The 25,572-nt window shown below is 35.8% G+C and carries 21 protein-coding genes and 2 pseudogenes; 11 read left to right on the top strand and 12 right to left on the bottom strand.

What is annotated here, in order from left to right:
* Window positions 1-347 precede the first annotated feature (347 nt).
* Window positions 348-1,748, bottom strand: a complete 1,401-nt coding sequence (mnmE, locus tag D0817_RS00120; RefSeq protein ID WP_127336365.1) for a tRNA uridine-5-carboxymethylaminomethyl(34) synthesis GTPase MnmE — start codon at window positions 1,746-1,748, stop codon at window positions 348-350.
* 197 nt (window positions 1,749-1,945) lie between these two features.
* Here mnmE and D0817_RS00115 point away from each other — a divergent pair, with 197 nt between their 5' ends.
* Window positions 1,946-2,779, top strand: coding sequence for a universal stress protein (locus tag D0817_RS00115; RefSeq protein WP_127336364.1), 834 nt, complete (start codon window positions 1,946-1,948; stop codon window positions 2,777-2,779).
* Between the two features lie 68 nt (window positions 2,780-2,847).
* Entirely contained in the window at window positions 2,848-4,620 is a 1,773-nt protein-coding gene (locus D0817_RS00110; protein ID WP_127336363.1) for a MutS-related protein, read from the top strand.
* A gap of 183 nt (window positions 4,621-4,803) precedes the next feature.
* Here D0817_RS00110 and D0817_RS00105 read toward each other — a convergent pair whose 3' ends face one another.
* The 8 genes and pseudogenes from D0817_RS00105 to D0817_RS00070 all read right to left on the bottom strand — a co-directional run bounded on the left by D0817_RS00105 (window position 4,804) and on the right by D0817_RS00070 (window position 11,733).
* Window positions 4,804-5,433, bottom strand: a complete 630-nt coding sequence (locus D0817_RS00105; protein WP_127336362.1) for a DsbA family oxidoreductase — start codon at window positions 5,431-5,433, stop codon at window positions 4,804-4,806.
* Between the two features lie 108 nt (window positions 5,434-5,541).
* On the bottom strand, window positions 5,542-6,111 hold the full coding sequence (locus D0817_RS00100) for a DUF4304 domain-containing protein (protein ID WP_127336361.1): 570 nt from the start codon (window positions 6,109-6,111) through the stop codon (window positions 5,542-5,544).
* A gap of 18 nt (window positions 6,112-6,129) precedes the next feature.
* A pseudogene (locus D0817_RS00095) lies at window positions 6,130-6,219 on the bottom strand (DsbA family oxidoreductase); the annotation flags it as partial.
* Between the two features lie 480 nt (window positions 6,220-6,699).
* The gene (gene dnaN, locus D0817_RS00090) at window positions 6,700-7,818 is read right to left on the bottom strand and encodes a DNA polymerase III subunit beta (RefSeq protein WP_127336360.1); all 1,119 of its coding nucleotides are present in this window, start codon (window positions 7,816-7,818) and stop codon (window positions 6,700-6,702) included.
* Window positions 7,819-7,925: 107 nt separating this feature from the next.
* A complete protein-coding gene (gene gldG, locus D0817_RS00085) occupies window positions 7,926-9,611 on the bottom strand; it encodes a gliding motility-associated ABC transporter substrate-binding protein GldG (protein ID WP_127336359.1) in 1,686 nt (561 codons plus the stop codon).
* Window positions 9,611-10,336, bottom strand: a complete 726-nt coding sequence (gene gldF, locus D0817_RS00080) for a gliding motility-associated ABC transporter permease subunit GldF (RefSeq protein ID WP_127336358.1) — start codon at window positions 10,334-10,336, stop codon at window positions 9,611-9,613. The genes gldG and gldF overlap by 1 nt, the downstream gene beginning before the upstream one ends.
* Window positions 10,337-10,441: 105 nt before the next feature.
* Complete coding sequence (locus D0817_RS00075; RefSeq protein WP_127336357.1) at window positions 10,442-10,738, bottom strand: putative quinol monooxygenase; 297 nt, start codon at window positions 10,736-10,738, stop codon at window positions 10,442-10,444.
* Window positions 10,739-10,905: 167 nt separating this feature from the next.
* Complete coding sequence (locus tag D0817_RS00070; RefSeq protein WP_127336815.1) at window positions 10,906-11,733, bottom strand: SAM hydrolase/SAM-dependent halogenase family protein; 828 nt, start codon at window positions 11,731-11,733, stop codon at window positions 10,906-10,908.
* Window positions 11,734-11,917: 184 nt separating this feature from the next.
* Between D0817_RS00070 and D0817_RS00065 the strand changes: the two genes are divergently transcribed.
* The 8 genes from D0817_RS00065 (at window position 11,918) to D0817_RS00030 (ending at window position 20,802) form a co-directional block, all read left to right on the top strand.
* Window positions 11,918-12,868 carry a PhoH family protein gene (locus tag D0817_RS00065; protein WP_127336356.1) on the top strand — a complete coding sequence of 317 codons (951 nt, stop codon included), beginning with the start codon at window positions 11,918-11,920 and terminating at the stop codon, window positions 12,866-12,868.
* Between the two features lie 170 nt (window positions 12,869-13,038).
* Window positions 13,039-13,401: a DUF1801 domain-containing protein gene (locus tag D0817_RS00060; protein ID WP_127336355.1), complete on the top strand. Its 363-nt coding sequence runs from the start codon at window positions 13,039-13,041 to the stop codon at window positions 13,399-13,401.
* A 139-nt stretch (window positions 13,402-13,540) separates the two neighbouring features.
* Window positions 13,541-14,371: a Cof-type HAD-IIB family hydrolase gene (locus tag D0817_RS00055; RefSeq protein WP_127336354.1), complete on the top strand. Its 831-nt coding sequence runs from the start codon at window positions 13,541-13,543 to the stop codon at window positions 14,369-14,371.
* A gap of 250 nt (window positions 14,372-14,621) precedes the next feature.
* Window positions 14,622-16,967 (top strand): S9 family peptidase, encoded by a 2,346-nt coding sequence (locus D0817_RS00050; protein WP_127336353.1) that lies wholly within the window; start codon window positions 14,622-14,624, stop codon window positions 16,965-16,967.
* A 139-nt stretch (window positions 16,968-17,106) separates the two neighbouring features.
* Complete coding sequence (locus D0817_RS00045; protein ID WP_127336352.1) at window positions 17,107-18,063, top strand: phosphoribosylaminoimidazolesuccinocarboxamide synthase; 957 nt, start codon at window positions 17,107-17,109, stop codon at window positions 18,061-18,063.
* 29 nt (window positions 18,064-18,092) lie between these two features.
* Window positions 18,093-19,232 carry a glycoside hydrolase family 26 protein gene (locus tag D0817_RS00040; RefSeq protein ID WP_127336351.1) on the top strand — a complete coding sequence of 380 codons (1,140 nt, stop codon included), beginning with the start codon at window positions 18,093-18,095 and terminating at the stop codon, window positions 19,230-19,232.
* 187 nt (window positions 19,233-19,419) lie between these two features.
* On the top strand, window positions 19,420-19,800 hold the full coding sequence (locus tag D0817_RS00035) for an ankyrin repeat domain-containing protein (protein WP_127336350.1): 381 nt from the start codon (window positions 19,420-19,422) through the stop codon (window positions 19,798-19,800).
* 621 nt (window positions 19,801-20,421) lie between these two features.
* Window positions 20,422-20,802, top strand: coding sequence for an ankyrin repeat domain-containing protein (locus D0817_RS00030; protein WP_127336349.1), 381 nt, complete (start codon window positions 20,422-20,424; stop codon window positions 20,800-20,802).
* A gap of 200 nt (window positions 20,803-21,002) precedes the next feature.
* Here the strand turns inward: D0817_RS00030 and D0817_RS00025 are convergent.
* The 3 genes and pseudogenes from D0817_RS00025 to D0817_RS00010 all read right to left on the bottom strand — a co-directional run.
* Window positions 21,003-21,590 (bottom strand): annotated as a pseudogene (locus D0817_RS00025) (efflux RND transporter permease subunit); the annotation flags it as partial.
* 131 nt (window positions 21,591-21,721) lie between these two features.
* Window positions 21,722-22,504, bottom strand: coding sequence for a response regulator transcription factor (locus D0817_RS00015; protein ID WP_238160787.1), 783 nt, complete (start codon window positions 22,502-22,504; stop codon window positions 21,722-21,724).
* A 74-nt stretch (window positions 22,505-22,578) separates the two neighbouring features.
* Window positions 22,579-23,667: a M42 family metallopeptidase gene (locus D0817_RS00010; protein ID WP_127336348.1), complete on the bottom strand. Its 1,089-nt coding sequence runs from the start codon at window positions 23,665-23,667 to the stop codon at window positions 22,579-22,581.
* 81 nt (window positions 23,668-23,748) lie between these two features.
* On the opposite strand from D0817_RS00010, the gene D0817_RS00005 reads away from it, so the two are divergent.
* A complete protein-coding gene (locus D0817_RS00005) occupies window positions 23,749-24,429 on the top strand; it encodes a DUF4294 domain-containing protein (RefSeq protein ID WP_127336347.1) in 681 nt (226 codons plus the stop codon).
* Window positions 24,430-25,572: the final 1,143 nt, after the last annotated feature.

Raw genomic sequence — 25,572 nt, 5'->3', positions numbered from 1 at the left:
ATCCAAACAATCTGTTTGGCAAGTGGCGGTTTTGTGCTTCGTCTAACAGTTTTTCGTAAATTTGAAGTGTTTGCTTCGTATGAATATTTGTCGTGAAAATCGCCACGTTCGTCCGCAAAACGTTCCCTGCCATTTTCAGTCAAGAAACTGCTAAAAAGAAATTGTAAACAACAAAATATTCAATAAGTAATTTGTTTCATTTTCATAGTATCTAGTATGCTTTTGAAGTCAAACCCGTGGCTGACTTTTACAGGGTTTCATTTAAAACTAATTTTATAAACAAACGAGTTAAAATATGTTTATCATACTTTAACTCGTTTATTGTTGTTTTGCGTTATTTTGTCGTGCTATTTTCCGATGCAGAAATTAGCAAAAATATTTCCCAATAACTCATCATTCGAAACCTGGCCGGTAATAAGCCCGAATTGGTATAAAGCTTCGCGTATATCAAGAGCCATCAGGTCGCTCGAAAGATTCGTTTCAAGACCAAATTTTACTTTTTGTATTTCCTCTAATGCTTTTAGTAATGAATCATAATGTCTTGTATTGGTAACAATTGTCTCATTATTACGAAGGGCTCCCGTGTTTACAAAAGAAAGCAATTCATTTTTCAAATCCTCAACCCCGATTTTCTCTTTCGCTGAAATCAATAAAAGCTTTGCATTTAAATTTTCGAGTTTATCTGTAATATTTGAAACTTCATTAACAGATAAAATATCTTTTTTATTAACAACAATTAATAAAGGCTTTAAAGGATATTTGTTCTTAATCTGTTCAATTTCAGAAACAAATTCAGAACTTGAAACCTGAAACTTGATACCATCAAATAAATAGATCACGACCTGTGCCTGTTCTATTTTTTCGAAGGTTTTTTTAATTCCGATACTTTCTACAACATCTTTCGTTTCCCGAATTCCGGCCGTATCGATAAACCTGAAACCAATTCCGCCAATGACTAGTTCGTCTTCTATAGTATCACGTGTAGTTCCCGCAATATCAGAAACAATAGCGCGCTCTTCATTAAGTAAAGCATTAAGTAAAGTCGATTTTCCGACATTGGGTTCTCCTACGATTGCAACCGGAATTCCGTTTTTAATAACATTCCCAACCGCAAACGAATCAATTAAACGTTTCAGGACAAATTCAATTCGGTTTAATAATTCATGAAACTGACTTCTGTCGGCAAATTCTACGTCTTCTTCCGCAAAATCCAGTTCCAGTTCAATTAGGGAAGCAAAATTCAAAAGCTCTTCTCTTAGCTTTGCAATTTCATTGCTAAAACCGCCGCGCATTTGCTGCATGGCAATCTGGTGGGAAGCTTCATTGTCTGATGAAATTAAATCGGCTACAGCTTCTGCCTGGGATAAATCCAGTTTCCCGTTTAGGAACGCTCTCAGGGTAAATTCTCCGGCATCAGCCATTCGGCAGCCTTTTCTCAATAACAGCTGAATAATTTGCTGTTGGATATATGTAGATCCGTGACAGGAGATTTCTACGGTATTCTCGCCAGTATAAGAGTTAGGGCCTTTAAATACGGAAATCAAAACTTCATCGAGCGTTTTAGTGCCGTCAACAATGTGGCCTAAATGCAGGGTATGTGTTTTCTGCTTCGTTAAATCTTTGTCTTTAACAGATTTAAAAACAGAGCTTCCGATAGTAATCGCATCGGAGCCTGATATTCGAATGATGGCAATGGCACCGGCTCCCGAAGGTGTCGCCAGGGCAACTATAGAATCTTGATTTATCATGAGGCAAAGGTATAAAAAAAGGGTCAAAATTGCGAACTGATGGTTGGGGCACTTTGTTGGATTTACAAACTGATTTTCTGCAACTGAAAACGTTTTTTTGAATTAAAAAAGTAAATGTTAAATTACTGATAATTGTCAGGTTAGTTTGACTTTAGAATGATTAAATTTGAGAGAACAACTTATAAAACTGAAACAAAATGAAAAAGATATTATTCCCTACCGATTTTTCCGAAGCTGCAACGAATGCCTTTGTTCATGCTTTGGAATTTGCGAAAATTGTCAACGCCGAACTTATTTTGTTACACACCTTTGAGATTCCCGTTTACGACAGCCAGTTCTTCCCTGCAAATTATGCGTCCATTTACAGTTCTATCGAATTAGCGAACTTTGAGATGTTCAAAGATGAAATCCCAAAACTGAGAACCATCGCTATGGAACGAAATTTAGAAGATATCGTAATCAAACATCGCTTAATGGACGGAGATTTACTCTACAATTTAAAAAATGCCGTTGAAGAAGATAAAATTGATTTTGTAATTATGGGAACAACCGGCGTTTCTGACTGGACGAAGTTCTTTCTGGGATCAAATACCAGTTCCGTAATTTCCGGGGTAGAAGTACCTGTTTTATGCGTTCCTGTTGATGCTAACTTTAAAAAAATCAAAATAATCGGATTTACAACCCGTTATCGTGAAAAAGACAAGAAAGAATTGAGAAAAATATTAAATATCGCTAAAAAAACCAATGCCAGGGTAAAAAGCCTTTACGTTAAAACCTCTGATTCCGATGTTTCCGAAAGTACTGTTAAAGAATGGGAGAGAGAATTTGCAGGCGAAAATGTTGAGTTTCTGGTTTTGCCAGGTGATGAAGTAAAGGAAACAATTCTTGATTTTGTGCTTTATAAAGATATCGATGTTTTGGCCATGATTACACATAAACGTTCTTTCTTTGAAAGCTTATTTGATTCCAGCTTTACCAAAAAGATTTCAAAGCAGGTGCCTGTCCCTGTTTTGATTATGCACGAGGATTAATTTCTGTACATTTTGAAAGCTGATTTTGCGGTGTAAAACCTATATTTGTATTTCATCAAATCAAAAAAATGGATTTCTACCAAAATAAGCTTACACAGTATTCAGAACTTTTTTATAAAATCAATAAAAGATACAACAGCATCAGTATTTTACGTCTTTTAAGTGTTTTTCTATGTTTGATATTCCTGTTTTATTATATCAAAACAAATGAAATTCCCTATGTTGCTTTTGCATTTCTGTCTTTTGTTGGTTTTATTTTTTTAATGAAAATACATTCCCGGTTATCTTTTCAAAAACAGCTTACAACCGCTATCTTAAAAATTAACGAAAATGAAATAGCTTTTCTGAAAAAAGAAAAACTTCCATTTGAGAATGGTATTGAATTTAATGATTTTCATCATCCGTATGCCTATGATCTGGATATTTTTGGAGAACATTCCTTATTTCAGAATTTAAACAGGACAGCGACTTTTATCGGAAAAAAAACGCTTGCGAATCAAATGTTGCATACACTGCCAAATGAAACGATCTTAGAAAATCAGGAAGCTGTAAACGAACTAAAAACCAAAATCGACTGGAGACAGGATTTTTTGGCTTTAGCCATTATCAGCAATGACTCAAAAAATTCTTATGACTCAATAATGCATTGGAATTCATTTAAAAATAACTTTTTACCTAAAGTCTTAGTTATAGTGTCTTTTTTGTTGCCAGTATTGTTTTTTGGAATTTTAGCAGCTTATTTTTTTACTTCAAATACGATATTGTTATCTTATCTGACATATGTTTTTATAGCGAATATGATTGTTTTAGGACAGTCGTTTAAGAGAATTCAATCTGAAATAGCGAAAGCAGACAACGTTGATAAAATCATTAAGCAGTACAGCTTGCTGGTTGAAAAAATTGAGAAGGAAACGTTTCAGTCCAAAAAGCTAATTGGCCTGCAACAACAGTTGATCTTCAGGAATGCAACGGCCAGTGTACACTTAAAGCAGTTATCTGAATTGTTTTCCCGAATGGATACCATTAACAACTTTGTGACGGCAATTGTTTTCAACGGCACTTTTTTGTTTAACCTTCATGTTCTAAAGGCACTTTTAAAATGGAAAGATAATTATGCTGCCGAACTCGAACAATGGATTTCAATTATCGGAGAAGTGGAAGCCTTAAACAGTCTGGCCAATCTGGCTTATAATAATACAGATTTTGTTTTCCCTGACATAAATTCCGACTATAAGATCAGTTTTAAAAATTTAGCACACCCCTTATTGAATCCGGCGAGCAGAGTAGGGAATGATACTGATTTTTATCCCCAGTCGTTTATGATTTTAACCGGCTCGAATATGTCCGGTAAAAGTACTTTTTTGAGAAGCCTGGGCGTTAATATGGTTTTAGGCGGAATAGGTTCCGTAGTCTGTGCTTCAGAAGCTACTATCCATCCATTGCCCGTATTGGTTTCGATGAGATTGTCGGATTCGCTGGCGGATAGTGAATCGTATTTCTTTGCTGAAATCAAGCGTTTGAAACAGATTATGGATGCGCTGAAAGAACAGCCCGCATTTGTTTTGCTGGATGAAATTTTAAGAGGAACCAATTCAGATGATAAGCGAAACGGAACCATCGAGGTAGTAAAAAAGATAATTGCCAAAAAAGCAATCGGAGCAATTGCAACACACGATATCGAAGTTTGCCTGACTACTAACGAATATCCTGAGACTTTAACCAACCAGTGTTTTGAAGTCGAAATTCAGAATAACGACTTACACTTTGACTATAAACTCCGCAACGGAATTTGTAAAAATAAAAGCGCCACTTTCTTAATGCAGAAAATGGGAGTGATTTGATTTTAGATTTTTAGATAATTGGATTTTTAGATTTTTGGATGCTCATGACGGATGTAATTTTGGAATACAGTCCATCAGGCAATGCTTAAGTAAGTTTTTCACCTGCTTTTATTTAGAGAACTTATAACACAAAGGAAATAATCTAAAATTCTAAAAATCGAAATATCTAAAAATCCAGATTCATTACTTCTGTACTTCTCTAATTGTCTGTACAAAAGTTTCCACAGGCTGCGCTCCTGAAACAGCATATTTTCGATCAAAAACAAAGAAAGGAACTCCTTGTACGCCAACGTGCTGTCCTTCGATAATATCGGAGTGAACGTCGCTTAAAAAAAGCTTTTCGTTTTCGAGTACTTTTAAAGTTTCGGTTTTATCCAGACCGGCTTTTTCAGCGAGTTCAAGTAAAGTCGGACCGTCATTTAAATCTTTTCCTTCGGTGAAATAAGCCTTAAAGAAAATCTCTTCCATTTCGTCGGCTAAATTTTTAGTTTTAGCTAATTGAATGATTCGGTGCGCTGTAAATGAATTTGCAATAACAGCTTTGTCAAAATGATAATCCAGACCAACACTTTTTGCGCGTTCTGCGACACTTTTATGCATTTCCACTGATTGTTCTACTGACATTCCTTTTCGTTCCGCCAGATAGGTAAAAACATCTTTATCCGGTTCTGGTGAGATAGTGGGGTCAAGCTGGAAACTTTTCCATTCAATTTCAAATTCATCATCTGGAAATTCAGCTAAAGCTGTTTCCAGTTGTCTTTTTCCGATATAACAAAACGGACACATGATGTCCGACCAAATTTCTATTTTCATATAGCGAAGTTAAAAAAAAATGTTTCACGTTTGAAGTTTCAGGTTTGAAGTTTCAGGTTTCAGGTTTTTTCTGAATAATTAACCCGATAGGTTTTAAACCTGCCGGGTTTACTCAATTTCTTTTATCATGTTAGTAAATTCTTTTTTTAAGCCACTAGCCATGCCAGCTACAGAAAGACCATATTTTGCAAATTCATAGGCCTGAGCAATATTTTTAGTAGCAGTGAAATATCTCATGCACATTAATGCTAATCTGGCACGAGCCACAGATTGTAGCTGTTGCGGGATAGCTCCTTCGTCAAGATCCTTTACTGTAATAGAACTAAAAACCTTATTAAGAGTGCTGAAAAAATCAAAGAATGGCAATGCCTCGTACTTTATTCTATTAATTGTAATATCAACATCATCGTCAGTATTTAAGGGAAAAACATCAAATTCATTGTCCGAACTTATTCGATGACGTATGTAACAATGAATTTCCTTTCGAGGCGAATCCTTATCATCATACCTTTTAAAAACAGGATCGACGCCTAAATTTATAAAGAAAACATTTGTAGAACTTTTCCTTTGAATATTGACACATTTTGTAAACTCATCGTTTTCTTTGAAAAAATCACTTTTGCCATTTGACTGAAAACCATTACCAATCAAAAAATCCCCTATTTCTTTAATTCTCATATTGCATTAGATTCATCAATCTGGAAATTCAGCTAAAGCTGTTTCCAGTTGTCTTTTTCCGATATAACAAAACGGACACATGATGTCCGACCAAATTTCTATTTTCATATGACGAAGTTAAAAAAAAATGTTTCAGGTTTCAAGTTTCATGTTTAAGGGTTCAAGTTTTTATTGAATAATAAACCCGACAGGTTTTAAAAACCTGTCGGGTTTCAGGTTTCACGTTTCACGTTTCACGTTTCAGGTTGCTACTGGTGATGTTATTAACCGCAAAGTTTTTTCAGGTTTGTGTTTGCTTTGCGGAAGAGCGCAAAGCTTTGCGCTCTTAACCTGCAGTCCTGCATAAAAAAAACTTTGCGAACTTTGCGGTAAAAACCCGCATAAACCTAATCGCATTTCAACCTGAAACTTTGAAACCTGAAACCAGAAACAAAAATACCCCCCAAATAAAAAACCGCAAATCTTAAAAAAAGAATTGCGGTTTCTAGGTATAAAAAATGGTTGGTTAATAGCGATATTTTTTTTTACAATGATATATCTTTAATTCGAAATTAAAAAACATCCCTGTAACAAAAAGAAGTTTTGATGTTAACTATTTAACATCACAGGCATTACCAGCATGGTAACCGTTTCTCCTTCTTCCAAACCGTCTACTGGAGTTAAAATCCCGGCTCTGTTTGGTAATGACATTTCAAGCATAATCATATCGGACTGCAGGTTTGTTAACATTTCTGTTAAGAAACGGGAGTTAAAGCCAATTTGTAAGTCATCGCCCTGATAATCACAAGTCAGTCTTTCTTCAGCTTTGTTCGAGTAATCGATATCTTCAGCGGAAACATTCAATTCTGCTCCTGCAATTTTTAAACGTATCTGGTGTGTTGTTTTGTTCGAGAAAATCGCCACACGACGAACAGAACTTAAAAATAAAGAACGATCGATCATTAATTTATTTGGGTTTTCTTTTGGAATTACCGCTTCATAATTCGGGTATTTTCCATCAATAAGACGACACATCAGGATGTAATTGTCAAATGAGAACGTCGCATTTGAATCATTATATTCGATTTTCACTTCAGCATCTGAACTTCCCAAAATACTTTTCAGGATAGTCAAAGGTTTCTTTGGCATGATAAAATCAGCCACCTGAGATGCTTTTACATCGGTACGGGCATATTTTACTAATTTATGTGCATCAGTAGCAACGAAAATTAATCCTTCCGGTGAAAACTGAAAGAAAACACCTGACATTACCGGACGTAAATCATCATTTCCGGCAGCAAAAATGGTTTTGCTTACTGCAGTTGCTAAAACTTCAGCAGGAACTACTGTTACAGACGGGTCTTCCAGGTTTACAGCTTTAGGAAATTCTTCTCCGGCAGCATAGGCCAAAGCATACTTACCTGAGTTTGAACTAATCTCTACTGTATTGTTATCTTCAACGGTAAAAGTTAAAGGCTGTTCCGGGAATGTTTTTAAAATTTCAAGCAAAAGCTTTGCAGGTACAGCTACGCTTCCTTTGCTTGTAGAATCGATAGATAAGGTAGCCGACATGGTAGTTTCAAGGTCTGAAGAAGAAACTGTTAACTCATTATTGTTTAGTTCAAATAAAAAGTTGTCTAAAATGGGCAACGTATTGTTACTGTTGATTACACTACCTAAAACTTGTAATTGTTTTAATAAATATGAACTCGATACTATAAATTTCATCTGTTTTGTTTTATTTTTTTGAAAATACTTTAGTTCTTTTAAAAACTAAGATACATTTTACAAATATATCGTAAACAATCTTAGTTTCGTAATTTTTTTATTAACATCTATTTACTGTATTTGCTTTTGCGGAAGTAGGTAAATGCAAGTCCGAAAACCAATAAAATAAGAATTGGAAGCCCGATAGTTATGAATTGCGTAAGGCTGTAATTTTCATAAACTTTTTCCTTGTCCAGTAATGGTAAATCCAGATCCTTGCTTCTAATGTTGATAAGTCCGGTATCATCCAGTAAATAATTGATACAATTCATCATAAAATCTTTGTTGTCATAGAGATTTCCTGTGCGCTGATCATAACCCAATTCTACCGGCATTCTGTTTTTGTCCAGTTGATTTCTTGCTAAATCGCCATCCGATATCACAATCATTTTCGTTGGTTTTCCTTTTGCAAGAAAGTTGTTTTCTTTGAAAGGTAAAATACGGTTTTCAAAAGCAGAATGAAAAGATCCTTCCAGTAAAACCGAAAGCGGTAAATTTCCTTTGCCTGCATAATCCTGAGGCGAAGTTTTTTCGGAAACAATGTTTAAACTGATTTCTGCCGGCGTTCCGATGAATTTGGAATATTGTGATGATTGTAATAAAACCGTTTTTTTAATTCCGTTTTTCAAAGTATCAATCGGACTGGCAAAATCGAATTTAATGCCGCCTAAATTTTTAACAATAGGGTGTTGGCTGCCCGGATAAACCAGTGGTGCAAATTTCCATAGAAAATCCTGATATTGCGTCGCGCTTCCCTGTTCTCCGGTAGCCAGCTTTATAGGGCTTCCGTTTTCGTCTTTTACCAAATCCGGATTGATTCTGAACCCGTATTTGAAGAACATATCGTTCAGGTTTAAATCTCTCGGATACGCAAGCGTTGTGCCGGACTGATTGTATAAACTGTCCATGTCTGCGGCCACCTGATCAATGAGCCAGAGTGTTTTTCCGCCATTCATGATAAACTGGTCCAAAACCTGTTTTTCTTCATCAGAAAAAGTTTCAGTTGGTTTTGAAATAATAGCTAAATCGTATTTTTCCAAAGCTTCTAAACTTCCTGTTGGATTTTTGGCAACAGAGTCCAGTGTAAAAGGCCCGATATAATAACTTTCGCGAATCTGCATCAGCATTTTGGCGATATGGATTTCGTTTATTTCACCATTTCCTTTTATAATGGCAACCTTTTTCTGTTTGTCTTTGGTGATTTTATTGATGGCATCGGCAATTGAATATTCTAAGTGCTGAATAGACCCAATAACTTTTTGTGTGGTCGAGGCACCCATTCTGTTTTTCAATAAAGGAATATTTACTTCTTTATTGTTGTAAACTGCAATAGCCCATGGAAAGACCATTGCCTGGGATTGTTTTCCTTTGTCGTCTACTGTTATGTTGATTGGCGTAAGGCCTTTTTGGTACAATGATTTTACAACACTCATGCTTTCTTCTTCATTCTCCATCGGATTTACGAATTCAAAAACAATATTGTTGTTGTAGGCCTGGAATTCTTCCAGTAATTGTCTGGTCTCCTGTTGTAAACGTCTGAAATCTGCAGGAAGATCTCCCTGCATGTAAATCTTGATGGATAACGGATTTTTGACCTGTTTTACAATATTTAAGGAGGTTTCGGATAAAGTATATCGTTTGTCTTTCGTTAAATCAAATCGTTGGAAATACAAGCTTCCCAGTACATTTAAAACAATTAAAACGAAAACCGTAATACCTAACGTTCTGATATTTTGTTGCGTTGCTGTTTTCATTAGGCTTTAAAAGATTTTAATTTATAAACAGTAAAAGACAAAAACAAAACGGTGATACTTAAGAAATAAATAACATCGCGTGTGTCGATTACACCCCTGCTCATACTTTTAAAATGGTCCTGCATTCCAAATACTGAAATAATACCTGAAAACCCCGGTACTAATGAGGCTACTGCTTCAAATCCGAAATAGAAGATAAAACATAGAAAAACCGCAATGATAAAAGCCACAATCTGGTTTTCGGACAGGGTAGAAGTGAAAATCCCTATTGCCGAATACGCAGCAATTAAAAATAACAATCCAAAATAGGAACCAATGGTGCTTCCCATATCGATATTGCCTTCCGGAAAACCTAAATTCGAAATTACCTGTACATAAATAAAAGTCGGAACAATTGCCAGGACGATTAAAAATAAAGATCCTAAAAACTTTCCGTTTACAATTTCCCAGATTGATAAAGGTTTGGTTAAAAGCAATTCCAAAGTGCCCTGTTTTTTTTCGTCAGAGAAACTTCTCATCGTAACGGCGGGAACCAGGAAAATCAAAATCCACGGCGCTAAGGTGAAAAACGGGGTTAAATCCGCATATCCGGTATTCAGAATATTATAGTCTCCTTCAAAAACCCATAAAAATAGCCCGTTGCTGATCAGGAAGACAGCAATGACCAAATAGCCAACAGGAGAGCCGAAAAAGGATTTTATTTCCCGTAAAATGATTGATTTCATGTATAACGTTTATTCGTTTTTTATTTGTTTAATCGTTGATTTGTTTAATTGTTTCAGGTTTCAGGTTTCACGTTCGCAACTGAGACTGAAAACCGCGACTGCCAACTATTCTAAGCTCACCAGCTTGTCTACGCTCCAGGCTTCCGGTTTGGCGTTGAATAATTGTTTGGTAAAACTCCAGACGGAATTAAAAAGTTCCGATTGCCTGTAATTTTCTAAATCAGCTTCTGTTTCCCAATAACTATAGGTGAAAAAGATGCATTTGTCATTTTTGTCCTGGTACAATTCTAAAAAACGGTTTCCGTTCGCCTTTCGTATTTTGTCTTTGACGGTTTCGAAATTTTCGAGAAAATCCGGAATCCGGTCTTCGTGAAAACTCATTTTTACAATTCTGACAAACATCTTTATAATTTTAGATTTTAGATTGCTGATTTTAGATTTTTTAATCTCTAAAGATTTACAGGTGCGCAAAAATACCAAAATTGATTGTTCTTTTTAGTAAAAAAATTAAAATCCAATAATGAAATTCCAAATTCCAAATTTCACGCATTTTTTAATCTAAAATTTACCTAAGAAAACTGAACGGTAATCACGTCCCTGTAGTTCAATCCAAGCAAACTATTGGCAGAACCCACTTTTGATGGATTACTCCTGAAAATAGCGATTTCGAGAAAACCGGCCTCGTTAAAGATCGCCAGTTTCTCTCCCTCATACGTTTTGATCGGATATTTTTCAGAGGTAGCGATAGCCGAATAAGCGGGAAGTATTGTTTTGATGTTTTTTGGTTTCATTACAATTTCATACTTACGGCCTTTTGCAACTTCCAGAAATTGCTGTTTGGAGATATTGGTGACAATGTTTCCAAAATGATCAATGTAGATGACATAGCCCTTTAGCGAATTTCCATCGTTTGACACGACTGCCTGTAATTCGTTTATCTCTTTGATTCCGGGAATTTCTTTTCCAATCACATTCAGTAATCCGCCCTTTGCGATGTGGCACGCCACTTGTATAAAAATATCCAAATCCGTAGATTCTGATGGAAAACGATCGTGAATATTGATGGCAACAATTTTTTGCGGGACTATTTTTTGCGTGAGCATACTCAGGATACCGTTGTCGGCACAAATAAAGTAATGATCGTTCCACTGCATGGCAATATGCTGGTTCTCTTTATTACGTTCAATATCGACTCCGATTAAATGTACGGTTCCTTTCGGGAAACTCAGATACGACGCTCCTATAATATAACTTGCTTCTGCAGTGTTAAATGGGTCAACGTCATGTGAAATGTCAATAATTACAGCTTCGGCAAACTCTGATAATATTTTACCCTTTAGCGAACCAACAAAGTGGTCTTTTAAGCCGTAATCGGTAGTAAGGGTAATTATTGACATCATTTTGTTTATAACTATTGGTAGTTTTTAAATCTAATTTTCATTAAATTTGAGAAATGCAAAGCTAAGAATAGTAAAGTCATAAATGCAAGAAAGAAAACACAATTTGCATTTTACGATATAAATTACCCGACAGCCAATTGATTAAAAAAAAAGATTTAATTTTAATTTAAAACTATCTCATTTGAACGAAAGAATAATCGAGCTAATAGACATTGCGCCAAAAGAATTTTGGGGCGCTCAGGACAGCCATCTGGAAATCATTAAAAAGTACTATCCAAAGCTTAAAATAGTAGCGAGAGGAACGACTTTGAAAGCATTTGGCGAAAAAGAAGTTTTAGACGAATTCGAAAAAAGATTTCAAAGATTAATGTTGCACTTTACCCGATACAACAACATTGACGACAATGTAATTGAACGCGTAATCATGAGTGACGGTCAGGATGAAAAAAGATTGTATGATCATGACAAAATTCTGGTTCATGGCGTTGGGGGTAAAATTATAAAAGCAATGACGCCCAACCAGCAGCTGCTGGTAGATACCATTAAAAAAAATGATATGGTATTTGCAGTAGGTCCGGCCGGAACAGGAAAAACGTACACAGGTGTTGCAATGGCTGTTAAAGCACTTAAAGATAAAGAAGTAAAAAGGATCATATTAACCAGACCGGCCGTAGAAGCGGGAGAAAACCTTGGTTTTTTACCCGGTGATATGAAAGAAAAACTGGATCCTTATATGCAGCCGCTTTATGATGCATTACGCGATATGCTTCCGAACGAAAAACTTGAAGATTACATTTTAAAAGGAATTATTCAGATTGCGCCACTGGCATTTATGCGTGGGCGCACACTTGATAATGCTTTTGTAATTCTTGATGAAGCACAAAATACCACCCACTCACAGATGAAAATGTTTTTGACCCGTATGGGGAAAAACGCCAAGTTTATGATTACGGGTGATCCCGGACAGGTCGATTTGCCGCGAAGAACTATTTCTGGTCTTAAAGAAGCCATTCTGGTTCTGAAAGACGTTGACGGAATCGGAATTATTTATCTGGATGATAAAGATATCGTACGTCACAGATTAGTGAAAAAGGTAATTGATGCTTATAAACAAATAGAAAATCACGATTAAGATCGTGAAATGATTTTAGTGAAATAATTTTCGCCACAGATTAGATGATTCTCACAGATTACAAAATCATTTTAATCCTTTAATCTGTGGCAAAAAAAATGAAATATTCGTTTTATACATTCTTCAGAAATGCGTAAAACGAATATTTTTTTGGTTCAAAATCTTTTATTATGAAAGAAACAGATGATTTTTACGAAAAGCAGGAACAGCCTTTTAAAGAGGTGCTGCTTTCTTTAAAAGAAATTATCCTGCGTCAGGACAAAGACATTACCAACGTGCTGAAATACGGAATGCCTTTTTTTTGTTACAAAGGAAAAATGTTCTGCTATTTATGGATTCACAAAAAACTCCAACAGCCTTATATCGGAATTGTGGAAGGGAAATACTTTGAAGAATCTTTTTTAATTCAGGAAGGTCGCTCGAGAATGAAAATCATGATGCTTGATTTTTCAGAGGATTTACCTTTGGAAACGATCGAAATTATTTTGCAGAAGGCTTTGAATTTATATAAATCGGGAATTATTAAAGTATAAATTAGCAATAATTTACTTTTTGAAGAAATAGTTAAATATATAATAAACTTGCGTCATTTTAGGCTTTCAGGGCTTATAATCTTTGCTCAACTGGTGGCAAAACCTTAAATTTGCACATCATACATACCTGACAATTAATATGACAAAATTAAAAAATATAAAAGTTGTGGTAAGTGACCTTGACGGAACTTTACTCAACCCGCAACACAGAATATCAGACTATACCAAATCCATTTTTCAGGAACTTCACAATCAAAATTACCTTATAGTTGTTGCGACCGGCCGTCATCATCTCGATGCAATGGCGATTATCGAAACGCTGAATGTTCCGGTTTACCTGGTAAGTTCCAACGGAGCAAGAATCCATTCACCCGAAAAAGAACCGCTTTTCGCCTTTAATCTCAACAGTGATGTGGTGAAAGCAGCCTTAAATGTAGAGATAGACCCTGAAATTACCGTGGTTTTATTCAAGGAAAATGTCTGGCAGACGAATAAATTAAGTGAAAAACTAAACAGTTTTCAGGCAGATTTAAAATATCTTCCGGAATTGGTTGATTATAAAACATTAGAAGATTTCGGAGCTATAAAAATATTCTTTTCCCACGACGATCATGAAAAACTGGTAGCATTGAAAGATGCAATTTTAGAAAAATCGTCCAGTGAATTGCATCATGCTTTCAGTTTGCCGACTTGTCTGGAATTTATGGATAAATCTATCGATAAAGCTGTGGCGATTGCGACGGTTTTAGAAAAAGAAGGTTTTACGATGGATCAGGCAGTTTCGTTTGGAGACGGATTTAATGATGTTCGGATGTTATCTGCAACCGGTAAAGGCCTGATCATGGGGAATGCACCGGCCTTATTAAAAGAAACGCTACCAAACTTAGAAGTCATTAAGACGAATGCTGAAGATGGTGTGGCCAGATATATTGCATCAAGAATTCTGGATAAGGAATTTGCAACAAGCTAATTTTAAATGATATAGAAACCAGACTGATGGTTTTATTTTATAAACTGCTAATGAATTGTCTATCAATTATTAGCAGTTTTTTTTAATTAGGACAGGAAATAGAACTACATTTTTTTTCTGAAAAGGACCTTTAAATTTTAAACCGTTTGATTTTTATGGATTGAATTCAATTGAATTAGGAAGCTATGGCTAAAAACATTTTTTTAATTCTTTTCAAAGTGTATTTTTGCTTTACTAAAAAACAACAATTATGATTAAAAATACCATTATCCTTGCTTTTTTAATTCTTTCCATAACAGGTACAAGTCAGACTTTAAAGTTAGAAGAGATCATGAAAGGAGAATCTTTTATTGGTAATCAGCCCACAAATGGAAGATGGTCCCCGGATGGAAAAAAAGTTTATTTCGAATGGAACCCGAAAGATGAGCTGGGAGCGAGCACCTATTCCTGGGAAAAAGGTTTTTCGAATCCGGTACTCGTTGAACCAAAAGAGGCAGTTTTTTCCAAGTTTGATTTTAAAATAAAATCAGGATCAGACATTGCTTATTATACAGATAAAGGAGGATTGTATTCCTATACCATTAGCTCGAACTCAGTAAAAAAGTTATATCAGCAAAACAACCCGATTTCTGATCTTGCCTTAGGAAGCGAACCCGGAATCCTATTTTTTGAACAAAACGGAAATATCTTCAAATACAATAGTAAAGAAGCGACCATACTGCAGATTACTAATTTCACCAAAGGAGTTAAAAAAGAAAAAACACCCGAAAAAGATAGTTTCCTGAAAAACCAGCAAAAGGAATTATTTCAGTTTATAAAAGATAAAGAAGCCAAAAAACAATGGAATTTAGCTAAAAATAAAACGGTTAAGTCTGATTTTGCAAAAGAATACTTTTACGGGAAAGATAATTTAGTAAGCCTTAAAGCGAGTCCGAAAGGGAATTATGCTACCTTCAGTTTAATAGAAAATAGTGAAGTCAAACAGGAAAAAATGGAAGTTTTTATCACAGATGACGGCTATAATCAGACTCCTGACACCAAAGAAAAAGTATCGACGGCTAATCTGGTAAAAACCCAATTTGGAATTTATTCTGTGGCTAAAGATTCTGTCTATTTTGTAAATTTTTCAAAACTGAGTCATATCCAGGATGTTCCGGAGTATTATAAAACGTATGATAATTTAAAGAACAAAGAGAAAGAAGACAAGCTAATTGTTGCGCTTTCACCTGTTTATAACGAAGACGGATCATTTGCCATTACAGAAATAAGAAGCCAGGACAATAAAGACCGATGGATTGTGAGCCTGAATCTGGAAAACGGCTCTTTTACAGAAATTGATCATCAGCACGATGAAGCCTGGATTGGCGGACCGGGAATTCCATCGTACTCTTTTGAGCCTGGAAATCTTGGGTTTTTAGCCGATAACGAAACCGTTTATTTTCAGTCAGAAGCGACAGGATACTCGCATTTGTATACATACAATTTGAAATTGAAAGTAAAAAATCAGCTTACAAAAGGAAATTGGGAAGTTCGTGATCTGACATTATCGAAAGATAAAAAAACATTCTATTTAACGACCAATACCACGCATCCCGGAAACAGGAATTTTTATAAATTAAATACTGCAGAAGGTATTCCGCAGCCCATTTTAACGAAAGACGGAGCTCATGAAGTACTAGTATCTCCGGACGAAAAAACACTTTTGGTACGCTATTCTTATAAAAACAAACCCTGGGATTATTATGTAGCCGAGAATAAAAAGAATACCGTATTACAGCAAATTTCATCTTCACCTTCAGAAAGTTTTAAAAAATACCAATGGAGAGAACCGGAGGTTATTACTTTTAAGGCCGGGGACGGAACTCCTGTAAATGCAAGGTTGTATACACCAAAGACAGAAAATGCCAATAAAGCAGCTATTATTTTCGTACACGGAGCCGGCTATCTGCAAAACGCACATAATTATTGGAGTAATTATTACAGGGAATACATGTTCCATAATTTGTTAACCGATCTGGGCTATACCGTTTTGGACATTGATTACAGGGGAAGTGACGGTTACGGCCGTGATTTCAGAACCGGAATTTATCGCTTTATGGGAGGAAAAGACTTGTCTGATCATCTGGATGGTAAAAAATATTTAGTGAATAATTTAGGCATAGATCCTAATAGAGTAGGAATTTACGGAGGTTCTTACGGAGGATTTATTACTTTGATGGGAATGCTGACTACTCCGGGAGAATTTGCTTCGGGCGCAGCTTTGCGTTCCGTTACCGACTGGGCACATTACAATCACGGCTACACCGGAAATATTTTGAATTTTCCTGAAACAGATCCGGAGGCCTACAAAAAAAGTTCTCCAATCTATTATGCGGATAACCTGAAAGGCAACCTGGTAATGCTCCACGGAATGGTCGACGATAATGTGGAATACAAAGACATCGTACGCTTATCACAACGTTTTATCGAATTACAGAAAAAAAACTGGACACTTGCTTCTTTTCCGGTAGAGGCACATGGTTTTAAGGAAACATATTCATGGATTGACGAATACAGCCGAATCCTGGATTTGTTTAACACCACACTTTTGAAGTAGTCTTCGGTCGCAGTTTTCAGTCGCAGTCGCAGTCACAGTTTTCAGATTGAAAACTGCGACTGAAAACTGAATACTTTTTTTGCTTCCTCTTTTAATTAGTTTTAAATTTGCAATGATAAAACAACACAAACAAAGCATAATGAGCAATACAATCACAACTACAAATTTTAATTTTCCAGATCAGAAATCAGTATACCGCGGAAAGGTCAGAGAAGTTTATAACATCAACGACGAACTTTTGGTAATGGTAGCAACCGACAGATTGTCGGCTTTTGATGTCGTTTTACCAAAGGGAATTCCGTACAAAGGCCAGATTTTGAATCAGATCGCGACAAGATTTATGGAATTGACGGAAGATATTGTACCAAACTGGCTGATTGCTACACCGGATCCAAACGTGGCGGTAGGACATTTATGCGAGCCTTTTAAAGTTGAAATGGTCATTCGTGGTTATCTTTCAGGTCATGCTGCACGCGAGTATGCTGCGGGAAGAAGACAAATCTGCGGGGTAACTATGGCAGAAGGTCTAAAGGAAAACGATAAATTCCCGGAACCGATTATTACGCCAACAACAAAAGCAGATAACGGTTCTCATGACGAAGATATTTCCCGTGAAGCTATTTTATCAAAAGGAATTGTTTCGGAAGAAGATTATATTGTCTTAGAAAAATTTACAAGGGATTTATTTCAGAGAGGAACTGAAATCGCTGCTGATCGCGGTTTGATTTTAGTAGATACCAAATACGAGTTCGGAAAAACAAAGGAGGGGGTTATTGTTTTAATTGATGAAATCCATACGCCGGATTCTTCCCGTTATTTTTATGCTGACGGATATCAGGAAAGACAGGACAAAGGGGAGGAGCAAAAACAATTATCAAAGGAATTTGTACGCCGCTGGTTAATCGAAAATGGATTTCAGGGTCAGGAGGGACAGCAGATTCCGGAGATGACAGATGCTTATATCGAATCAGTTTCAGAAAGATATATTGAGTTATACGAGAATATCTTAGGAGAAAAATTCGTAAAAGCCGATATTGCTAATATTGATCAACGTATTGATAAAAACGTATTAGATTACCTTTCCACTAAAGCGTAATTTTCGGGTTTAAACTAACTATTTAAACCATGAAATGTATACCCGATAAAAAAAATGCCTTGCTATTTCTATGTATGATAGCAGGGCATTTTCTTTTTGCACAGCTTGATAAGCAGGCCACTAGGGAAACCAAGGCCTTGTACAGGAATCTCAAACTAATTTCAAAAAAACATATCCTTTTCGGACATCAGCATGCGCTGGAATACGGTCATGGCTGGTCAGATGAAGCAGACAGGTCTGATGTAAAGTCTGTTACAGGTTCACATCCGGCTGTTGTTGGGATTGATTTTAGCGGATTTTCAGGCCATTCGAAAGAAGAAATTGAAAAGACCGCCGCCCTCCTGAAAAAGAATGTAATCGCAACTTATGAGCGTGGCGGAATTACAACCGTTTCCTGGCATTTCAGAAATCCCGTTTCCAATGAAGGTTTTTATTGGAAAGACTCTTCTTCGGTGGCCGCTATGGCATTGATTAAACCCGGAGGGTCGCATCACGAAGAATACAAAACGATTTTAAAAACTATTGCTGATTTTGCGCATTCCGTGAAAGGAAAAGACGGAATATTGGCTCCAATGATTTTCAGGCCTTTTCACGAGTTTGACGGAGATTGGTTCTGGTGGGGAAAGAAATACACTTCCCGGGAAGATTTTATGGCGGTCTGGCAATTTACAGTTGCTTATTTAAGAGACACATTAAAGGTTCATAATTTTATTTACGCCTTTTCACCGGATACCAGATTCAATTCTGAAACGGAATATTTAGAACGCTATCCCGGTGATGATTTTGTAGATATGTTTGGTCTTGATGATTACGGCGATTTTGGCAGGGACGGAAAATATAATGTAGAAGCCGGACTGCAGCGACTTACGATAATCTCAGATGTGGCAATCCGAAAAAATAAACTGGCCGCTTTTACTGAGACGGGATTAGAATCAATTCCGGACGCAAATTGGTGGACAGAAACGTTATTAAAAACCTTAAAATCTAAGAAATTACAACTGGCTTACGTTTTGGTTTGGAGAAATGATACTACAAGTCCAACTCATTTTTACGCTCCGTTTCCCGGTCAGGCCAGTGTTCCTGATTTTATAAATTTTTATAATGACCCTTTTACTTTATTTGAAAAAGACCTGATAGATGTTTATGACAATAAGTTTATAATCAAATGATTAATGGTAAATAAAAGAAGATGCAACTCAAGTTAAAATGAGTTGCATTTTTTTTTATTTGTATTTTCTTTGCATTTAACTGTAACGTTTTAGCCTTTTAGTAGTCTATAGTATAATAACCTTTATTTAATTAAACAGGTTTATATTAAATCATCATAATCATCAATCATTTAACAAAACAATCGTCATGAAAAAATCAGTAATTATTTTAGGAGTAGCTTTATTAGCATTTGCAAATGTAGCAATGGCTTCAAGTCAAAAATCTTCAGTAGAAGGTCAAATCGAATTAAGAGTTTCCAACGGTTCACCATTGCATTTTGCTATCAGCAAAGGTGATATTGAAGGTGTTAAAAAATGCATCGAGTACGGTGCGGATGTAAATAAAATCGTAAGGGAGATGTCGCCCCTGATGCTTGCTGCACGTTACAATAATCCGGAAATTATTAAAATTTTGCTGGAGAACGGCGCTAAACCTTCGATAGAGAATGACAAAGGGCTTACCGCTTTAAAATATGCCGAATATTCAAAATCAACAGAATGTATCGCTATTTTAAAAGGGCTGAAGTAAAAGTATAACTTTCATAGCACAGTAACACAAAAGCGCAATTTAAACTGAATTGCGCTTTTTTTATAAGCTAAAGTATTGCTTCACTTTTGTTGCGGGATTTTCCGGTTGTTTTTCTAAATCTTTCCGGTCATTGAGATCTCATTCCGGTTTAGAAAATAATATTTTACCCATTTTAGCAGCCACTATCTTTGTACAAACCAATTACGGTAATTTAAGTATTTTCTTATTTTTTATTTTTTTTTGAAAATAATTAATTTAGATCATTTTAGTATGAATTATTGGCCAAAAAAATGATTTTGATTAAAAAATTAAATCATTTTTATTTATAATATCAAAGTTAAGTTAAAAAAGTAATGTTTTACTTTTTAAAATTTCAAAATATCCGATAATTATTTTTTAAAAATATTCGAATATGTGTAACATTTCTACCTTTGCAACGTCTATTAAACAGAATTAGTCAAAAATTACAGGGCATTAATTAAGAATCATTAACAAAAGGTTAAGAATTAGTTAAAACATAGTACCTTGTAATACAATATACTGATTTTTAATTTACATTTGTACAAGTATTTAAGATCATCAATCATATTTTATCAATCAATTTTAACAAACAAAACCATTATGAAAAATTCAGTTATTTATTTAGGACTAGCTTTAGTAACGTTTGCAAATGTTGCAATGGCTTCAAATCACAAAACAATTGTTAACGAACAAGTTGTAGTCTCTTTATTCGATTCAACTCCATTAAATGTTGCTGTTAGCAAAGGAGATGTTGAAGGAGTGAAAAAATTTATTGAATACGGAGCTAATGTAAACGAAAAATCAGACGATATGTCTCCTTTAATGACTGCTGCCCGATACAACAAAATTGAAATTATCAAGATTTTATTAGCTAGTGGCGCTCGTCCTTCAGATAAAAATGAAAAAGGATATACAGCTTTGAAATACGCACAATTATCAAACGCAACAGATGCTATTGCTATTTTAAAAGACTTAAAATAAGAAATAGTTTAAAAGAGTTTGAGTTAGTATAATAAAACGGCCTTCCCTGAGCAGAAGGCCGTTTTTTTGTTTGAAATGTTTCTGAATTGTAATATGAAGCGATGAAGAGTTCACAAAATCAAAAAGCGCCATTATGATAATGATGCTTTTTTTTTAACCAAACCAAATTAATTTAACCAATTCCTGTATTTTAAAATCCGCTATTCAATAGGGACATCTTTTTTGCGGTTGAATACCCAGAAAATAATTGGGAAAACCAATAAAGTCAAAATCGTTGCTGTAATTAAACCTCCAATAATAACAATCGCCAGTGGTTTTTGGGACTCAGAACCAATTCCTGTCGAAATGGCTGCCGGCATCAAACCTATTGAGGCGATAAGGGCTGTCATCACTACCGCTCTTGTTCTTGCTTTAACGCCCAGAAATATTGATTGCTCAAGTGTTAATTTGGATTTCAGATTGTGATGAAATTCAGATATCAGAATTACCCCGTTCTGGATACAGATTCCAAGCAGGGCAATAAAACCAACGCCTGCGGAAATTCCGAAATTCATACCGGTAAGATGCAAAGCAATAATTCCTCCGATGATCGCAAAAGGCACATTGGCTAAAACGAGTAAGGAATCTTTAATGTTTCCGAAAAGGATAAACAGCAATACAAAAATCCCGATTAAACTGATTGGAACTACCTGAGCCAGCCGCGTACTGGCGCGAACCTGATTTTCGAATTCTCCTGTCCAGCCTACTGTATATCCGGATGGAAGTTTCATTTGGGCTACTTTTGCCTGTATCAAATGCTTTCTGGCCTTCTTTACCAATATCAAAATATTGATTTCTTTCGGGGTTATAAGCATTTAGTTCTGCTGTAATAGTCGGATTATCCCAGATACGCGCCTGAATGGTCAGTGCTTTTGACGCATCAATATTGTACTGAGACGCCAATAAAAAGAGATTGTTTTTTAGAAATTGGCTTTCGCAATCCTGAAGTGTAACTGCATTTTGAGCCAATACTACCTGATTGAACAATACAAGTAGTAATATAATAGCCGTAACCAATTTTGGTCCGGATCAATTTTGTTTCATGGTCTCTATCAATTTTCTTTCGCAAAAAATTAATATAAACTTCAATCGTATTCTGATTGGTTTCGATGTGGTAATCCCAAAGCTTTTCGGCAATAAATTGTTTCGATAAAACCTTTCCTTTAGCATGCGCCAGAATTAGAATCAGCTTAAACTCTTTCGGTGTCAGTTTGATTTCTTCTCCCGAGCGAAACACTTTCATCTCTTCTTCCAGAATTTCCAAATCCTGAATCATGATTTTAGTTTCAACGTGTTGCGGAATTTCCTTTCGCCTCAGTAAGGACGAGATTCTTGCGTACAGCTCTTCAAAATGAAAAGGTTTAACCAGATAATCATCTGCACCATTGTCAAAAGAAGCTAATTTATCTTCAATTTCGCTAAAAGCGGTCAGCATAATGATGGGAGTTTTTTTATCTGTTGCCCGGATACCTTTACACACTTCGATTCCGTTTATTCCCGGGACATTAATATCCAGGATTATTAAATCATAATCGTCGGGAGTATATTTTTTCAATAATAAAGAACCATCGTAAAAAGGAAAACACTCGAATTCCTTCGAAGTAAAGAACGCTGAGATTTCTTTAGATAAGGTAAAATCGTCTTCGAGTAGTAAAATCTTCATGCTGTTTTGTATTGGTCAATTCGGTTATTCAATACGATCATCAAATAACCGAAGTAACGTTTTTTATTTTTCTATTATTTGAAATAGGAAAAAGTTTCATTGTTTTCAATTTTCAGCAATGATTCATAAATCAGCTGAATCACATTTTCCACATCTTCTCTGTGAACCATTTCAACAGTGGTATGCATATAACGCAGCGGAAGAGAAATCAATGCCGAAGCTACACCGCCGTTACTGTAAGCAAAAGCATCCGTATCAGTTCCTGTCGCACGCGAAGTCGCATGGCGTTGGAAAGGTATTTTGTTTTCCACGGCAGTATCCACAATTAAATCGCGCAATTTGTTTTGTACTGCCGGAGCGTACGCAATAACCGGACCTTTCCCCATTTTAAGGTCACCTTCCACTTTTTTATCAATCATAGGGGTTGTCGTGTCGTGGCAGACATCAGTTACGATGGCAACGTTTGGTTTAATGGTATGTGCGATCATTTCGGCACCACGTAAACCAATTTCTTCCTGAACTGAATTTACGATATACAAACCAAAAGGTAATTTCTTCTTGTTTTCGTGAAGTAAACGGGCTACTTCAGCAATCATAAAACCACCCATTCTATTATCAATGGCACGACAAACAAATTTATTTTCGTTCAGAATCATAAATTCATCCGGATATGTAATCACACAACCCACGTGAACACCCATTGCTTCCACCTGCTCTTTCGTTTCACAACCTAAATCAATAAAAATATTGCTGATTTTCGGTGACTCTTCCTTATCACGCAGACGCGTATGAATAGCCGGCCAGCCGAAAACACCTTTTACAATTCCTTTTTTGGTATGAATGTGAACCCTTTTCGATGGTGCAATCTGATGATCAGAACCACCATTTCGTATTACATATAATAAACCATCGTCAGTAATGTAGTTCACGTACCATGAAATTTCATCGGCATGGCCTTCAATAACCACTTTAAAAGGCGCATCGGGGTTAATAACTCCCACGGCCGTTCCGTAAGTGTCCGTAATAAAAGTGTCTACATAAGGTTTCAGATAATTCATCCAGAGTTTTTGTCCTTCGCTTTCATAGCCGGTAGGAGAGGCGTTATTTAGGTAGCTTTCCAGGAAAGCAATTGACGTATCTTTTAAGATAGATGCTGTGCTCATAAAAATATTTTTTTGCTAATTTATAAATTTGGTATCAGAGTTGTGTATAAATATATAATTTTACACTTAAATTATGATTCAATGAGATTTACTTACTGCATTTTATTCTTTATAATGATTTCGTTTACAAGTCAGGCACAAGTTACGCCTAAACAAAATCAGGAAATGGGTTATACACTAACCGAACAGGATTCAATTTTAAACGATACAATTGAATTGCCTGAGATTATTATTTCCAAAGAAAAACTGGATCCCGAAGCGCAAAAGCAGTTCCTGATTCTTCAAAACCGGGTTTACAAAGTGTATCCGTATGCAAAATTAGCTGCCGACAGACTGACGGCTTTAAATCAGGGAATGGCGCGATTAAAAACCAATCGCGAAAAGAAAAAGTATTTTAAAATTGTAGAGGACTACCTTAATAATGAATTCGAAGCAAGGCTAAAGAAGCTTTCCCGTAAACAAGGACAAATTCTGGTAAAGCTCGTCCACCGACAAACAGGCATCACCACCTATGAACTCATTCGCACATTAAAAAGCGGTTTCAAAGCCTTTGTATCCAATACCACTGCCAATTTATTTGATATCAGTTTAAAATCGGAATACAAACCCTATGAATCCAACGAAGACTACCTCATAGAGACAATTCTTCTAAGAGGATTCGAATCCGGCCGACTGGTGAATCAGAAGCCTGCAAATCCCGTAAACTACGATGATCTCATGAACTACTGGGAATCAAAAGCCAAAGCAGTAAACAAAAAATAGTCTCTCCTATATATAAGGAATGATTTCGTTCTACACCCGACAGTTTTCCAAACCTGTCGGGTTTATTTTTATAGGTATAAGGTAATTGTTTTTTCCAGTTAAGCACAGCGAAGCTTTTGGAATTTGGAGTTTAAAAATTTGGAATTTAATAAGAAGCTATTTCCCGCTGTCCGTTGCAATCTTTTGCTTTTTACAGAAAAAAGCAAAAGGATTTCCACTTCCATCGGGGCTAGGGCAGTAGTTTTCAGAAGAAATTTACGTTCCATATAAGTACAAAGAAAAAACTTTGCGCCCTTGCGCCTTTGCGTGAACTGAATTTAAACAAGAAACCCAAAAGCCAAAGGATTTCGTTTCTGCAACCCGACAGGTTTTAAAAACCTGTCGGGTTTGTTTGGCTACCTATATAAGGAAAGAAAAGAAACCCTGCACCTTTGGATCAAGATAAGGCATATCCGTTAAGAGCATTACAAGAAAAACAGGAAAAGCGACCTAAAGCCAAAGAAAGGCCAAAACTTAAAGGCTGTATAAAGGAATAAAACACCCTTTAAGGTATAAAGTCCCTAAAAATGGCACCTGGTTAAAAGCTTAAAATAAGAAAAGCGCAATGACATTCTGAAATTTCCCACAAAACCAAAAAAAGCTGCATTTGTAAAAAGTGTGTTATCAGCGAGTTAAGAAAAAGTTTTAAAAAAGGTTGAAATTATATAATAAAAAGGCTTGCAGATGTAAATAAACTCCCTACTTTTGCACCCGCAACAGCGACTAACGTTCTCGGAAATACTGACAGGCATTATGAATCAAACTGAAAATTTATTTTCAAAAAAAGATTCGAAAAAGCTTGTGAGATTTGAAAACGGATGTTACATTTGCACCCCGCAAAACATGGGAAGTTCATTGAAAGGTTGGTAGGAATAAACAGAGAAAAGAAACGAAAAAAAAGTTTCAAAAATTCTTTAAAAAGTTCTTGCTAATTAAAAAAGAAGTTGTAGTTTTGCACCCGCTTTGAGAAACAAGCGAAAGAAAAAGAAATACACGTTCGTAGACATATTGAATTGACAGCCGTTTTAACAGAGATGTTAGAACAAAAGAATAAAGAGTAAGATAATCGAGAGATTGATAAATGCACCGATAGAGACTGATTCG

The organism is Flavobacterium cupreum (assembly GCF_003996965.1).
Classification (GTDB): Bacteria; Bacteroidota; Bacteroidia; order Flavobacteriales; family Flavobacteriaceae; genus Flavobacterium; species Flavobacterium cupreum.
Note: the sequence above shows the minus strand (reverse complement) of the source record. Positions and strands in the feature narration are given on the sequence as shown.

Bases quoted from the DNA above. Each gene is read 5' to 3' on its own strand.
- mnmE (WP_127336365.1), bottom strand. From the start codon at position 1,748: ATGATAAATCAAGATTCTATAGTTGCCCTGGCGACACCTTCGGGAGCC.
- D0817_RS00115 (WP_127336364.1), top strand. From the start codon at position 1,946: ATGAAAAAGATATTATTCCCTACCGATTTTTCCGAAGCTGCAACGAAT.
- D0817_RS00110 (WP_127336363.1), top strand. From the start codon at position 2,848: ATGGATTTCTACCAAAATAAGCTTACACAGTATTCAGAACTTTTTTAT.
- D0817_RS00105 (WP_127336362.1), bottom strand. From the start codon at position 5,433: ATGAAAATAGAAATTTGGTCGGACATCATGTGTCCGTTTTGTTATATC.
- D0817_RS00100 (WP_127336361.1), bottom strand. From the start codon at position 6,111: ATGAGAATTAAAGAAATAGGGGATTTTTTGATTGGTAATGGTTTTCAG.
- dnaN (WP_127336360.1), bottom strand. From the start codon at position 7,818: ATGAAATTTATAGTATCGAGTTCATATTTATTAAAACAATTACAAGTT.
- gldG (WP_127336359.1), bottom strand. From the start codon at position 9,611: ATGAAAACAGCAACGCAACAAAATATCAGAACGTTAGGTATTACGGTT.
- gldF (WP_127336358.1), bottom strand. From the start codon at position 10,336: ATGAAATCAATCATTTTACGGGAAATAAAATCCTTTTTCGGCTCTCCT.
- D0817_RS00075 (WP_127336357.1), bottom strand. From the start codon at position 10,738: ATGTTTGTCAGAATTGTAAAAATGAGTTTTCACGAAGACCGGATTCCG.
- D0817_RS00070 (WP_127336815.1), bottom strand. From the start codon at position 11,733: ATGTCAATAATTACCCTTACTACCGATTACGGCTTAAAAGACCACTTT.
- D0817_RS00060 (WP_127336355.1), top strand. From the start codon at position 13,039: ATGAAAGAAACAGATGATTTTTACGAAAAGCAGGAACAGCCTTTTAAA.
- D0817_RS00055 (WP_127336354.1), top strand. From the start codon at position 13,541: ATGACAAAATTAAAAAATATAAAAGTTGTGGTAAGTGACCTTGACGGA.
- D0817_RS00050 (WP_127336353.1), top strand. From the start codon at position 14,622: ATGATTAAAAATACCATTATCCTTGCTTTTTTAATTCTTTCCATAACA.
- D0817_RS00045 (WP_127336352.1), top strand. From the start codon at position 17,107: ATGAGCAATACAATCACAACTACAAATTTTAATTTTCCAGATCAGAAA.
- D0817_RS00040 (WP_127336351.1), top strand. From the start codon at position 18,093: ATGAAATGTATACCCGATAAAAAAAATGCCTTGCTATTTCTATGTATG.
- D0817_RS00035 (WP_127336350.1), top strand. From the start codon at position 19,420: ATGAAAAAATCAGTAATTATTTTAGGAGTAGCTTTATTAGCATTTGCA.
- D0817_RS00030 (WP_127336349.1), top strand. From the start codon at position 20,422: ATGAAAAATTCAGTTATTTATTTAGGACTAGCTTTAGTAACGTTTGCA.
- D0817_RS00015 (WP_238160787.1), bottom strand. From the start codon at position 22,504: ATGAAGATTTTACTACTCGAAGACGATTTTACCTTATCTAAAGAAATC.
- D0817_RS00010 (WP_127336348.1), bottom strand. From the start codon at position 23,667: ATGAGCACAGCATCTATCTTAAAAGATACGTCAATTGCTTTCCTGGAA.
- D0817_RS00005 (WP_127336347.1), top strand. From the start codon at position 23,749: ATGAGATTTACTTACTGCATTTTATTCTTTATAATGATTTCGTTTACA.